This window comes from Streptomyces sp. NPDC048255, assembly GCF_040652415.1.
In the GTDB taxonomy this organism is placed as follows: domain Bacteria; phylum Actinomycetota; class Actinomycetes; order Streptomycetales; family Streptomycetaceae; genus Streptomyces.
On record NZ_JBEZMA010000025.1, the window covers coordinates 36,893 to 50,142 of the forward strand.

The 13,250-nt window shown below is 70.3% G+C and carries 10 protein-coding genes; 5 read left to right on the forward strand and 5 right to left on the reverse strand.

The window, feature by feature from the left end; all coding sequences use genetic code 11:
* Positions 1-20 precede the first annotated feature (20 nt).
* A complete protein-coding gene (gene araA / locus AB0D94_RS20630; protein ID WP_362053736.1) occupies positions 21-1,532 on the forward strand; it encodes an L-arabinose isomerase in 1,512 nt (503 codons plus the stop codon).
* Positions 1,533-1,718: 186 nt separating this feature from the next.
* On the opposite strand, the gene AB0D94_RS20635 is transcribed toward araA, so the two are convergent.
* Positions 1,719-2,930 carry an ROK family protein gene (locus AB0D94_RS20635; protein WP_362053739.1) on the reverse strand — a complete coding sequence of 404 codons (1,212 nt, stop codon included), beginning with the start codon at positions 2,928-2,930 and terminating at the stop codon, positions 1,719-1,721.
* A gap of 13 nt (positions 2,931-2,943) precedes the next feature.
* On the reverse strand, positions 2,944-4,374 hold the full coding sequence (gene xylB / locus AB0D94_RS20640) for a xylulokinase (protein WP_362053742.1): 1,431 nt from the start codon (positions 4,372-4,374) through the stop codon (positions 2,944-2,946).
* A gap of 94 nt (positions 4,375-4,468) precedes the next feature.
* On the opposite strand from xylB, the gene xylA reads away from it, so the two are divergent.
* A complete protein-coding gene (gene xylA, locus AB0D94_RS20645; RefSeq protein ID WP_362053745.1) occupies positions 4,469-5,641 on the forward strand; it encodes a xylose isomerase in 1,173 nt (390 codons plus the stop codon).
* Positions 5,642-5,854: 213 nt separating this feature from the next.
* Here the strand turns inward: xylA and AB0D94_RS20650 are convergent, their stop codons facing one another.
* The 3 genes from AB0D94_RS20650 to AB0D94_RS20660 form a co-directional block, all read right to left on the reverse strand.
* Positions 5,855-7,285 (reverse strand): non-reducing end alpha-L-arabinofuranosidase family hydrolase, encoded by a 1,431-nt coding sequence (locus AB0D94_RS20650; RefSeq protein ID WP_362053748.1) that lies wholly within the window; start codon positions 7,283-7,285, stop codon positions 5,855-5,857.
* 160 nt (positions 7,286-7,445) lie between these two features.
* Positions 7,446-8,255 carry a transposase gene (locus AB0D94_RS20655; RefSeq protein ID WP_362053902.1) on the reverse strand — a complete coding sequence of 270 codons (810 nt, stop codon included), beginning with the start codon at positions 8,253-8,255 and terminating at the stop codon, positions 7,446-7,448.
* A gap of 32 nt (positions 8,256-8,287) precedes the next feature.
* A complete protein-coding gene (locus AB0D94_RS20660; protein WP_362053751.1) occupies positions 8,288-8,662 on the reverse strand; it encodes a transposase in 375 nt (124 codons plus the stop codon).
* 534 nt (positions 8,663-9,196) lie between these two features.
* Between AB0D94_RS20660 and chvE the strand changes: the two genes are divergently transcribed.
* From chvE to mmsB, 3 genes are all read left to right on the forward strand, one after another.
* A complete protein-coding gene (gene chvE, locus AB0D94_RS20665; RefSeq protein ID WP_362053754.1) occupies positions 9,197-10,291 on the forward strand; it encodes a multiple monosaccharide ABC transporter substrate-binding protein in 1,095 nt (364 codons plus the stop codon).
* Between the two features lie 101 nt (positions 10,292-10,392).
* Complete coding sequence (gene mmsA, locus AB0D94_RS20670; RefSeq protein ID WP_362053757.1) at positions 10,393-11,958, forward strand: multiple monosaccharide ABC transporter ATP-binding protein; 1,566 nt, start codon at positions 10,393-10,395, stop codon at positions 11,956-11,958.
* 3 nt (positions 11,959-11,961) lie between these two features.
* Positions 11,962-13,197, forward strand: coding sequence for a multiple monosaccharide ABC transporter permease (mmsB, locus tag AB0D94_RS20675; protein WP_362053760.1), 1,236 nt, complete (start codon positions 11,962-11,964; stop codon positions 13,195-13,197).
* Positions 13,198-13,250: the final 53 nt, after the last annotated feature.

Sequence of the window (13,250 nt, forward strand, 5' to 3'; positions counted from 1 at the left end):
CGTCACCTTCAGGAGTCCATGTGCCCAGCCGAACATCTCCCGCCCAGGAAATCTGGTTCCTCACCGGCAGCCAAGGCCTGTACGGGGAGGAGACGCTGAAGCAGGTCGCCGAACAGTCGCTGCAGATCGCCGCCGCGCTGGCCGACGCCTCCGGCATTCCCGCGCGCGTGGTGTGGAAGCCGGTACTGACCGACGCCGACGCCATCCGCCGGGTGTGCCTCGACGCGAACGCCGACGACCGGTGCATCGGGCTGATCGCCTGGATGCACACCTTCTCGCCGGCCAAGATGTGGATCGCCGGACTGGACGCGCTGCGCAAGCCGTTGCTGCACCTCCACACCCAGTCGAACGTGGCCCTGCCCTGGGACACCATCGACATGGACTTCATGAACCTCAACCAAGCTGCCCACGGAGACCGTGAGTTCGGGCACATCCAGACCCGTCTGGGCGTACCCCGCAAAACGGTGGCCGGCCACGTCACCGATCCCGAGACGAGCGCACGCGTCGCGATCTGGGCGCGGGCGGCCGCCGCACGATCCGAACTGGCCACCCTCAAGGTCGCCCGCTTCGGCGACAACATGCGCGACGTGGCCGTCACCGAGGGCGACAAGGTCGAGGCCCAGCTGCGCCTGGGCGTCTCCGTCAACACCTACGGCGTCAACGACCTGGTGAATGTCGTCGACAGCGCGGACGAGACCGACGTGGCTTCCCTCGTCGAGGAGTACGCCGACCTGTACGACCTGGCGCCGGAACTGCGACCGGGCGGCGAACGGCACGACGCGCTGCGTTACGCGGCCCGCATCGAAGCCGGCCTGCGCACCTTCCTCCAAACGGGCGGCTTCGGGGCCTTCACCACCAACTTCGAGGACCTGGGCGGACTGCGCCAGCTGCCCGGCCTCGCGGTCCAGCGGCTCATGGCCCAGGGGTACGGCTTCGGAGGAGAGGGCGACTGGAAGACCGCCGTCCTGCTGCGCGCCCTCAAGGTGGCTGCCGCCGGCCTCCCGGGCGGCACCTCCTTCATGGAGGACTACACCTACGACCTGACACCCGGCAACGAGCTCATCCTCGGCGCGCACATGCTGGAAGTCTGCCCCACCATCGCCGCCTCCAGGCCCAGCTGCGAGATCCACCCACTCGGCATCGGCGGGCGGGAGGACCCGGTGCGGCTGGTGTTCGACGCGGCACCCCGCCCGGCCGTGGTGGTCGGGCTCGCCGACCTCGGCGACCGCTTCCGCCTGATCGCCAATGACATCGACGTGGTGGCACCCCCTCACCCGCTGCCCGCACTGCCCGTCGCCCGCGCGGTCTGGCGGCCCCACCCCGACCTGCGGACCTCCACCGAATCCTGGCTGACGGCCGGAGGACCGCACCACACCGTCCTCAGCACCGCCCTGACCTCCGACCACCTCGACGACCTGGCGGAAATGCTCCGCCTGGAGCTCGTCCTCATCGACGAGACCACCACCCCGAAGCAGTTCCGGCGCGATCTCCGCTGGAACCAGGCTTACTACCGGCTGGCACTGGGACTGTGAACCAGTTGAAGCCCGGCACGGTCCGCGCAGCCTGGCACCGGCCGCGACCGTCCACATCACGGCCGTGGAGCAGTGGCCGGCCGCCTGTCCGAGCGGCGACTCGCTGCGAGCGCGATCGACGACTGACCGCCCCGGTGCACCGGGGAACGGCGGCCACCAGCCCGGCGAACCCACGCGGTCACAGCACTACCGGGCCGGCAGGCGAGTGGGATCGGCGATGATCTCTCGGACGGTCGACCAGGCCGCGCCCAGCACCGGTCCGCGGCGCCCCAGGGCGGAGGGGCGCACCGCCTCCGGGTTCCAGGGCCGGACGGTGATCCGGGCGGCCAGTTCGGCGCGTATGGACGGGAGGAGCCAGTCGGCGAGTTCGGCGTAGGCGCCGCCCAGAACGAGGCCGTCCGGGTCGATCAGGTTCACCGCCGAGGTGAGGGCGAGGCCCAGGGCCCGTCCTGCGCGGTCCAGGGCGCGCAGGGTCGCCGCGTCCCCGGCGGCTGCCCGCTCGGCCAGCAGGGCCACCGGTTCGCCGACGAGTCCCAGCCCGGCCTCCCGCAGCACGGCCGCCTCGCCCGCGTACTGCTCCAGGCAACCGCGCGCCCCGCAGGCGCAACGGGCGCCCTCCGGGTGGACGGGCAGGTGGCCGAGTTCGCCCGCGAAGCCGCGGGCGCCCCGGAACAGCTGCCCGCCGATGACCAGTGCGGCACCGATTCCGGCCTCGGCGGAGACGTGTACGAAGGTCTCGGCGGGGTTTCCCTGGTACCACTGCTCGGCCAGCGCCCCGAGGTTGGCTTCGTTCTCCGGCTCGGGCGCGGTGTCGGGGTCGGGCCAGTGGTCGGCGGGGCGGACGGCTTGCCAGCCGAGGTTGGGAGCGTTCGCGACCAGTCCGCCCGGCTCGTTCGGCACCACCCCCGGCACGGCCAGGACGCGGCCCTCGACGCGCAGGCCGAGGGCCGCGGCCTCGGACTCCGCCTCGGCGCCCAGCGCGGCGGCCTCCGCCAGCACCTCTCCGGCCGGCCGGCCCGCGTTGGCCCGCTCCACGCGACGCCAGACCCGGGGTTCACCGCGCAGGTCCACGACGCACGCGGCGAGATGGGTGACGCCGATCTCCAGGCCGAGGCCCGCGGGACCCCGATCGTTCAGGGCCAGCGCCCGTCCGGGGCGGCCGACCCGTCCGCTGGGCGCGGTCTCCGTCTCGGTCAGCGCTCCTCGACCGATGAGCTCGTCGGCCATGGAGGAGACGGCCGGCCTGGTCAGGCCCGTGTGCCCGGCCACGTCCGCCCGGGAGAGCGGGCCGTGCGCGGCGACCACGCCGATCACCACCGCGAGGTTCCGCCGGCGCATCCCCTGCTGCGAGGCGGGCGCGGCCTCCGTGCCCCCGCTCCCCCTGCCGGTCCCCGTCATCGGCCCGACCCTCCTATCGCTCTCCCGGCATGACCTCCTGCAAGGCCCGTGCCCGCCGCAGCGTACTGGTGATCCGTTCGAGCGTGTCGTCGTCACGGGGTACGGGCTCCAGCACCCGGCCCCCGGCGGTCCGCCAGCGCCGGGCGACGGCGTCGGCGGGCTCACCCGTGAGCAGTGCGGCAGCCTGGGCGGCGGCCCCGAGCGCGACCAGTTCCCGGGCCTCGGGCACCTGGACCGCACGGCCGGACAGCCGAAGGACGGTCCGCTGCCAGGCCCTCCCGCGGGCTCCGCCGCCGATCAGCAGCAGTGGTTCGTCGGGGGCGGGGTTCTCGCCTCCGACACGCAGCACGTCGTCCAGGGCCGTGAGCAGGGCTTGGGCGGCGCCGTCGTAGGCGGCCTGGAGCAGCTGGCCCGGCGTGGTGTCGTGGCGCAGGCCGTGGACCAGGCCGGAAGCACCCGGGAGGTCGGGGGTGCGCTCGCCGTCCAGGTAGGGAAGCACCACCGCCGTGCCGCCTCCCTCGACGTCCTCCCGGTCGCGGCCGACGAGGGCGGCGAAGCGGTCGACGGCGACGGTGCAGTTGAGCGTGCAGGCGAGCGGCAGCCAGCTGCCGAGGGCATCGGCGAAGCCTGCGACGGTTCCGCCCGGGTCGGTGGGCCGGGTCCGGCCGACGGCGTAGACGGTGCCGGAGGTACCGAGGCTCAGCACCGGACGTCCGGGGGTCAGGCCCAGGCCGAGGGCGGCGGCCATGTTGTCACCGGTCCCGGTGGCCACCAGCGCGCCCTCGCGCAGTGGCATCCCGGCCCGGACGACGCCCGCCAGGGCGCCCGGCGGGAGGACGTGTGGCAGCAGCCCGGGGTCGAGGCCGATCCGGCCGAGGACGTCGGTGTCGTAGCCGTCCGGGCCCCACCAGCCGGTTCCCGACGCGTCTCCGCGATCCGTCACCGCCTCACCGGTCAGGCGCTCCGTCAGGAAGTCGTGGGGAAGCCGGACGGCCGCCACGCGGTCGGCGGCGGCGCGCTCGTTCGTGTGCAGCCAGGCCCACTTGGCGGCCGTGAAGGCGGCCGTGGGGACGCTTCCAGTGCGGCGGGCGAGCTCTGCCGCACCGAACGCGACTGCGAGTTCGGCGGCCTGCGGGGCGGAGCGGACGTCGTTCCACAGCAGCGCCGGGCGCACCGGCCGTCCGGCCGCGTCGAGGGTGACCAGACCGTGCTGCTGGCCGGCGATCGAGCAGGCGGCGGCGCGATCCGCCCAGCCGGTGCCCGCCATGGCCTCGCCGAGCGCCCGCCACCACTGTTCGGGGTCGCTCTCGCGTCCGGCGCCCGCGCTGACGGTGTGAGCGGCGCGGCCCTCGCCCAGGACGGCGCCGGTGTCCAGGTCGACGGCGAGGGCCTTGGTGGCCTGGGTCGAGCTGTCGACACCGATCACGACACGCTGAGCAGACATGCGTTTCCTCCGGTGGGGTTCCTTCTGGCGTGTCCGCATACTAATTTGTTTTTCGCCATTACAAATAGCCCTCGGCCCAGATCCGGAGCGCCCCATGACCAGCGACCCGCTCGTCCCCACCCCCGCGCACAGGTTCACCTTCGGCCTGTGGACCGTCGGCTGGCAGGGGCGGGACCCGTTCGGCGACGCCACCCGACCCGCCCTCGACCCCGTCGAGAGCGTGGAGCGGCTGGCAGGGCTCGGCGCCTACGGCGTCACGTTCCACGACGACGACCTGATCCCCTTCGGCGCCGGCGAGGCCGCCCGCGAGCAGGCGGTCAAGCGCTTCCGCACCGCACTCGACACGGCCGGGCTGAAGGTCCCGATGGCCACCACCAACCTCTTCACCCACCCGGTGTTCAAGGACGGCGCCTTCACCGCGAACGACCGGGACGTGCGCCGTTACGCGCTCCGCAAGACGATCCGCAACATCGACCTGGCCGTGGAACTCGGCGCCTCGGTCTACGTCGCCTGGGGCGGCCGCGAAGGCGCGGAATCGGGCGCGGCCAAGGACGTGCGCTCCGCCCTCGACCGGCTGAAGGAGGCCTTCGACCTGCTGGGCGAGTACGTCGAGAACCAGGGATACGACCTGCGCTTCGCGATCGAACCCAAGCCCAACGAGCCGCGCGGCGACATCCTGCTGCCCACCATCGGCCACGCCCTGGCTTTCATCAACGAGCTGGAGCGGCCCGAGCGGGTCGGCCTCAACCCGGAGGTCGGCCACGAGCAGATGGCCGGGCTGAACTTCCCGCACGGCATCGCCCAGGCCCTGTGGCACGACAAGCTGTTCCACATCGACCTCAACGGCCAGTCCGGCATCAAGTACGACCAGGACCTGCGCTTCGGCGCGGGCGACCTGCGCCAGGCCTTCTGGCTGGTCGACCTGCTGGAGACGGCCGGCTACGACGGCCCCCGCCACTTCGACTTCAAGCCGCCGCGCACCGAGGACTCCGCCGGCGTCTGGGCCTCGGCGGCCGCCTGCATGCGCAACTACCTGCTCCTGGCGGAGCGTTCCCGTGCCTTCCGGGCCGATCCGGAGGTCCGGGCGGCGCTCGCCGCCTCCCGACTGCCCGAACTCGCCCTCCCCACCGCCGAGGACGGCCTGGCCGGGCTCCTGGCCGACCGGTCCGCCTTCGACGAGTTCGACGTCGATGCCGCCGCCCGCCGCGGCATGGCCTTCGAACAGCTGGACCAGCTCGCCCTCGAACACCTCCTCGGAGCCCGCTGAGCCGGTGTGCCCACGAGCCGGGCCGTGACGTTCCACGGCCCGGCTCCGCTACGCCTTGGCCACCGGTACAGGATGAGGAACCCCAGCCGATGCGCGGCTGGGGTTCCTCGGTGCGGTGAGCACGGGTCAGCAGGTGGAGCTGCCCACGCCATGAACCGCTCGGCTGCGCGTCGGCGGAACGCACCACATCGCGAGCGCCGTGGTTCAGACGGGTCAGCGCTGCAGGGTGAGCAGACCCGGCCGGTACGGCAGCTTCAGGTAGTCGGTGTTCTCCGGTGTGGTGGTGGGGAGGCCCTGATAGAGGAACTGCAGGTTGCAGGGATCGATGGTCATGGTCTGGTCGGGGTTGTTGCGGACCAGGTCACCGTGGCTGACGCCCTTGGCCCAGGTGGAACCGCTGTTGGCCTGACCCGCGAAGGGGCTGCTCTCGCTGCCGGCCTGGACGGTCCACGGACCGTCCAGGCTGGAGGCGGTGAACGAGCGGAAGTAGCGGTTCGAACCCTGCGCCTCAACGATCATGAGGTACTGGTTCCGGCCCTGGACCTTGTAGACCTCCGGCGCCTCGAACAGAAGGTCCGTCGCGTCGCTCATGACCGTCGTGTACGAGGAGCCGAAGTTGCCCGGGAAGTTCCCGATCGGCATGCTCGCCCGGTAGATCTTGCCGTTGTCGGCGGCGAAGAACAGGTACATGTTCTGGTCATCGGCGATCATGGTCGGGTCGATCGGGGCGTCCCTCCGGTCCCCGGGTCCCACGGGCAGGCTGCCGGTGAACAGCGGCTGCGCGGCGGACCAGCCGTTGGGGTCGGTGGGGTCGCTGGAGGTGCGGTAGTAGAGCGGCCACTGACTCCACTGGGACACCATCACCCAGACGTCCTTGGGCGCGAAGTAGAACAGTTCCGGCGCCACCGCGGGTTCGTTCATCCTGGTCTGGGTGGCCGCCCCCATGTCCGACCAGTTCGTGAAGGGGCTGAACGCCGTCGAGCCCCACGCCGTTCCGTTGGAGGTGGTCGCGTAGACCAGGTGCTTGCCGTTGTACGTGGTGGTGGAGAAGTCCTTCAGCGCCAGCTGCCCGTTCGCCGGCTGCGCCAGCGGACCCGTCGAGGTCCACCGGTAGGCCGACGGAAGAGCACACGCGTTGCTCACCCCGGACAGGCCGGTCCACTTCTGGTTGCTGCCACCGTGGCACGACCAGGTCTGCACCCCCGTGCCGTTGGCCGTGCCCCAGCCCGAGACCTCCAGACACAGCCCGGACCGCACGCCGACGATCGTGCCGTCGGAGTTCACCCGCCACTGCTGGTTCTCACTGCCGTTGCACGTCCAGATCTGCACCGGGGTCCCGGACGTGGTGGCGCCGCCCCGGACATCCAGGCACTTGTTGCCGTACACGGTCAGCTGGCTGCTGTCCGTCAACGTCCACTGCTGGTTGATTCCACCGTGGCAGTCCCAGATGTGCACGTTTGCGCCGTCGGACTGGCTGAAGCCCGCCACATCGAGACAGCGGCCGGAAGCAACACCGCGCAAGTCGCTGGTGGTGGCCGCCTGAGCCGGGCCGGCGACGAGCAGCGCCGCCAACGCGGCCAGGGCCGCGACCACGGCGGCGAGCACCGCGGGCAGGCGGCTGCGGCTGGAACTTTGTCTGCGCATTTGAGATCTCCTTTGTGACCGGATGAGCTGTCACACGGTTTGGGCAGGGGCGACCTGCCCTCGGCACCTGCGGATCCGGCTGCACGGCGCGTCGCAGCGGCGGAGCGGCGACAAGGTGTGGCCCCTGAGGGTGGTGGGGGACGCCGGAGAATTGTTAGCGCTAACAATTTGCAGCTCGCACATGGGCGTTGGAGGCAGGAGACCAGGGGCCTGAGCGACTGTCAAGATCTTCTGCAAGAATCCGTCGGATCACTGAAACAACATCAGGACGGTCAACCGCAAGGGGAGCTGATGAAGTCGAGGCCCAGCAAGTCGACCTCGACCCGTAACGGGACCGCACTGCCCACCTGAAGCCAAACGGCTCTGGCCGCGAACTGGGGCGGCCTGGAAGGGCGCGTGGTCGCGGATCACGACCCAGAGGACATTGCCGCGGCGCCGAGCGAGGGTGAGAACTGCTCGCTGTGCCCTTTGCCTTCCTTCCCCTTCCGGTCGCATTACGCCTTGGAGACCGGGCAGAAGAATACGCTGACCTGCGCGGAGAGGTAGAGGTTCCGCTGGAGGCCGCGGTGGTAGCGGCGGCGTCCGCGCAGGTCCCGCTGACCGTCCCGGAGTCCCAGGGGACGGGTGCCAGGCGGGCAAACGCGGGCAGGCGGTCGGGGCCGGCAAAGGCGGTGAGTTCACCGCCGGTCGCGGCGACGAACTCCGCTCCAAGAGTGCGTCCCATGCCGGGCATCGCGAGGATGACCTCGGCGTCCTGGTGCCGGCGGAACCGGGTTTCGATTCGGCCGTCGAGTTCGGCCACTTCGTCGCTGTGGGCGGCTACCGCGCGGGCGACGAGCTCGGTGCCCAGCTCTTCGCCTCGCAGGGCGGTCATCTGGTTCTGGGCAGCTTCCACGGCCCGGGCTGCGAGCGCGGCCGCCCCGCCGACCTTACGGTTACGGAGCCATGCCTCCAGCCGCCCGACACCCATGCGGCGGATCGCGGCTGGGGTCCGGTAGGCGGTCAGCAAGATGGCGGGCCCTTCTTCGTTAGGTCCAGGGCCCGTTCCAGTACAGGGAAGAACTCCAGGAGCTGGGCCCCCAGGCGGTTGATCCGGCGGCTCCGGTCGTGGACCACGCCCAGACGCCGTGCAGTGAGAACCCGCAGGTCGAGGGCAATGTCGTCGCCGGGCCGGAACATGCTCACGCCGCGGCGGACGCGGGCCTGGTCCGCGATGATGAAGGCGTCGCGGGCGTCGGGCTCGTCCTCGCCCCGGTAGGGGGTGGGCGCTTGGTGGACGGCCCGGCCTGTGAGGTATGCGACGGGCTGGCCGTGGTTGAGGAGGAGACCGGGCAGTTCTGTCTCGTCGTTCATGACGCGGCGGGACAGCTCGGGCACGGTTCCCTCCGCCAGCTCGTCGTCACACTGTTCCCGCAGCCGACGTCGTCTTACAAGCGACCGAGTCGCGAGGCCATGGGACCCTCGGCCGGCTGCTGGAACCGACCGCGGCGCGGGGCACAGAACTGGCGCGCCGGCCGCCGCACTGACGGCGGAGATCCGGTACGCGATCACGTCGACGTCTTCCAGGCCCTGGCCGAACGGCGGGGTCGAGTCGAAGCCGACCACGCCGAGGGTGTGCGAGCTGCGGGTGACCAGAACACGGGCAGCGGGGTCGGGCCGGTGGTCCAGCTCCCGGAATTTCCGCGCGCATCCGCTCCCGCACGCCGGAAGTATGCCCCGACAGCGATCCGAACAGACCCTTGACGGACCACTTGTGAGCGTTAACACTCAGGTATCGCCAGGCCGGAGCCGCCGCGAACCCGGACTTCACACAGTGCGAGGAAACGACTCCCGGCCGGCCCCGCTCGACCGCTTCCGGCTTCTCCCAACCGGGTCGCACCGTGCCGGTCGCGGAACATCACTGGAGGAACTGTGCGGAAGCTTTCAGCCGGCCTTGTCACCCTGGGCCTCACGCTGTCGCTGGCAGCCTGCGGCCAGAGCGCCAACGGAGCAGGCGAGGGCGGGGGTGGCGGGGAGGCCAAAGGCGGCCTCGTCGGCATCGCGATGCCGACCAAGTCGTCGGAGCGCTGGATCAATGACGGCAACAACATGGTCAAGGAGTTCCAGGCCAAGGGTTACAAGACCGATCTCCAGTACGGCGACAACGTCGTGGAGAACCAGGTCTCCCAGGTGGAGAACATGATCACCAAGGGCGCCAAGCTGCTGGTGATCGCCGCCATCGACGGTTCCTCGCTCACCAACGTGCTGCAGAAGGCCGCCGACGCGCACGTCCCCGTCATCTCCTACGACCGGCTGATCCGCGGCACCGGGAACGTCGACTACTACGCGACCTTCGACAACCACAAGGTCGGCGTCCTCCAGGGCAGTTACATCGTCGACAAGCTCGGCCTCAAGGACGGCAAGGGCCCGTTCAACATCGAGCTGTTCGCCGGCTCACCGGACGACAACAACGCCACGTTCTTCTTCAACGGTGCGATGAGCGTCCTCAAGCCGTACATCGACGACAAGAAGCTGGTCGTGCAGAGCGGCCAGACCTCCTTCAATCAGATCGCCACGCTGCGCTGGGACGGCGGTCTCGCCCAGTCCCGGATGGACAACCTTCTGAGCAAGTCGTACACCGCCGCACGCGTCGACGCCGTGCTCTCGCCGTACGACGGCATCTCGATCGGCATCATCTCCTCACTCAAGGGCGTCGGCTACGGCGCCGGCCAGCCGATTCCCGTCGTCACGGGCCAGGACGGCGAGCTGGCCTCGGTGAAGTCGATCATCGCGGGCGAGCAGACCCAGACCGTCTACAAGGACACCCGCCAACTGGCCAAGGCGGCGGTCCAGATGGGTGACGCGCTGCTGACCGGCGGCAAGCCCGAGGTCAACGACACCACCCAGTACGACAACGGCGTCAAGACCGTACCGGCGCAGCTGCTCCAGCCGGTCAGCGTCGACAAGGAGAACTACCAGAAGGTCCTGGTGGACAGCGGCCAGTACACCGCGGACCAGCTCAAGTAGCCCACGGCGCCCGGCCGACGGGTCGGCGACGACGACACGGCGGTGCGACGCCCGGGAGACCGGCCGCCGCCGCACCGCCCCGACGATACGGATGCACAACCATGGCCCGACCCGTTCTCGAGATGCGGTCGATCAGCAAGACGTTCCCCGGCGTCAAGGCCCTCTCCGAGGTCAACCTGACCGTCGCCGCGGGTGAGGTGCACGCCGTCTGCGGTGAGAACGGCGCGGGCAAGTCCACGCTGATGAAGGTACTCAGCGGGGTCCACCCCCACGGCGGCTACCAGGGCGAGATCTACTTCGAGGGCGAGCCCTGCCGGTTCCGGGACATCCGGGCCAGCGAGCAGCGCGGCATCGCGATCATCCATCAGGAACTCGCGCTGGTGCCCTACCTGTCCATCGCCGAGAACATCTTCCTCGGCAACGAGCACGCCACCCGGGGCGTCATCAGCTGGCACAAGACGCTGACCCACGCCGCCGCACTGATCCGGCAGGTCGGACTCGACGAGAGCCCGCACACCAGGATCGCCGACCTCGGCGTGGGCAAACAGCAGTTGGTCGAGATCGCCAAGGCGCTCGCCAAGAAGGTCAAGCTGCTCATCCTGGACGAGCCGACGGCCGCCCTGAACGACGAGGACAGCCGCAAGCTGCTCGACCTGATCCTCGAACTCAAGGCCCAGGGCATCTCCTGCATCCTCATCTCGCACAAGCTGAACGAGATCGCCCGGGTCGCCGACGCCGTCACCATCCTGCGCGACGGGCGGACCATCGAGACCATCGCGATCGGGCCCGAGGGCATCTCCGAGGAGCGGATCATCCGTGGCATGGTCGGCCGCGACCTGGAACACCGCTACCCCGACCGGCAGCCCTACTCGGCACCAGGGGCGGAGACCGGCGAGGTCGCCTTCGAGATCGAGGACTGGAGCGTCCAGCACCCGATCGACCACCGGCGCAAGGTGGTCGACGGCGTCTCGCTCAACGTCCGTCGAGGCGAGATCGTCGGCATCGCCGGCCTCATGGGCGCCGGCCGCACCGAACTGGCCATGAGCGTCTTCGGCCGCTCGTACGGGCGGTGGACCGGCGGCCGGGTGCGGCTGCACGGCCGGGAGATCCGTACCCGGACGGTGCCGGAGGCGATCGGGCACGGCATCGCCTACGTGACCGAGGACCGCAAGCAGCTCGGCCTCAACCTCAACGACGACATCAGCCGGAACATCTCGCTGAGCGCCCTCGGCAAGGTCGCCCGGCGGGGCTGGGTCGACAGGCACGAGGAGGCGCGGATCGCCGAATCGTTCCGGCGGACCATGAACATCAAGGCCCCCTCGGTGTTCGCGGAGACCGGCAAACTCAGCGGCGGCAACCAGCAGAAGGTCGTCCTCAGCAAGTGGATCTTCGCCGAGCCGGAGGTGCTGATCCTCGACGAGCCCACCCGGGGCATCGACGTCGGCGCCAAGGCGGAGATCTACACCGTCATCGCCGAACTCGCCGCCCAGGGCAAGACGGTACTCGTCATCTCCTCCGAACTCCCCGAACTCCTGGGCCTGTGCGACCGGATCTACACCATGGCCGAAGGCCGGATCACCGGTGAGGTCAACCGCGCGGAAGCCACCCAGGAATCCCTCATGCGGCTCATGACCATGAGCGCGGCATACCCCGACAAGCAGGTGTGAGGCATGGCCCAGACCAAGACCACCCCAGATACCACGCCCCGCACACCACAGAGCGGCCAACGACCGTCAGCCGGTGCCGTACTGGCCCGAGCGCTGCGCGGCAACCTGCGCCAGTACGGGATGCTGCTCGCGCTGGCGCTGATCGTGCTGCTGTTCCAGTTCTGGACGGACGGCATCCTGCTCCAGCCGCTCAACATCACCAACCTGATCCAGCAGAACGGCTACATCCTCATCCTGGCCATCGGCATGATGATCGTCATCATCGCCGGGCACATCGACCTGTCGGTCGGGTCGCTCGCCGCCTTCGTCGGGGCGGCCGCCGCGGTGATGATGGTCAAACACCACGCGCCGTGGCCCGTGGCGCTGGTGGCCGCGCTGCTGATCGGGGCCCTCGCCGGAGCCTGGCAGGGCTTCTGGATCGCCTATCTCGGAATCCCCTCGTTCATCGTCACGCTGGCCGGCATGCTGCTGTTCCGCGGTGGGACCCAGATCCTCCTGCAGGGCCAGTCGGTGGCGCCGTTCCCCAAGGGCTTCCAGAACATCAGCAGCGGCTTCCTCCCCGAGGTCGGCCCCCGCACCGACTACCACAACCTCACCCTGCTACTGGGCTTCGCGGTGCTGGCCGTCGCGATCCTGCAGGAGGTGCGCGGACGGCGGCGGGCCGCCTCGTACGGGCTGGAACCGCTCCCGGCCGGGCTGTTCCTGGTGAAGCTCGGCGCGATCACCGCGGCCGTGGTGGCTTTCACGCTGCTGCTGGCCAGCTACCACGGGGCGCCGATCGTCCTGCTGATCCTCGGCGTCCTGCTGGTCGGCTTCGGATACGTGATGCGCAACTCGATCCTCGGCCGGCACACCTACGCCATCGGCGGCAACGAGGCGGCGGCGCGGCTGTCCGGGGTGAAGAGCAAGCGGGTCGTCTTCCTGGCCTTCGTGAACATGGGCGTCCTCGCGGCCCTGGCCGGGCTGGTCTTCGCCGCGCGACTCAACGCCGGTACCCCGCAGGCCGGCATCAACTTCGAGTTGGAAGCGATCGCCGCCGCCTTCATCGGCGGCGCCTCCGCGAGCGGCGGTGTGGGAACCGTCATCGGCGCGCTCACGGGCGGTCTGGTGCTGGGCGTACTGAACAACGGCATGTCGCTGGTCGGCGTGGGTACCGACTACCAGCAGGTGATCAAGGGCCTGGTACTGCTGGCGGCCGTCGGCTTCGACGTCTACAACAAGCGCAAGGCCGGAGCCTGACCTCGCCCCTCCTCGGCTCGGCGCCGCCGCCCGCACGAGGAGGGGTGGTGCCC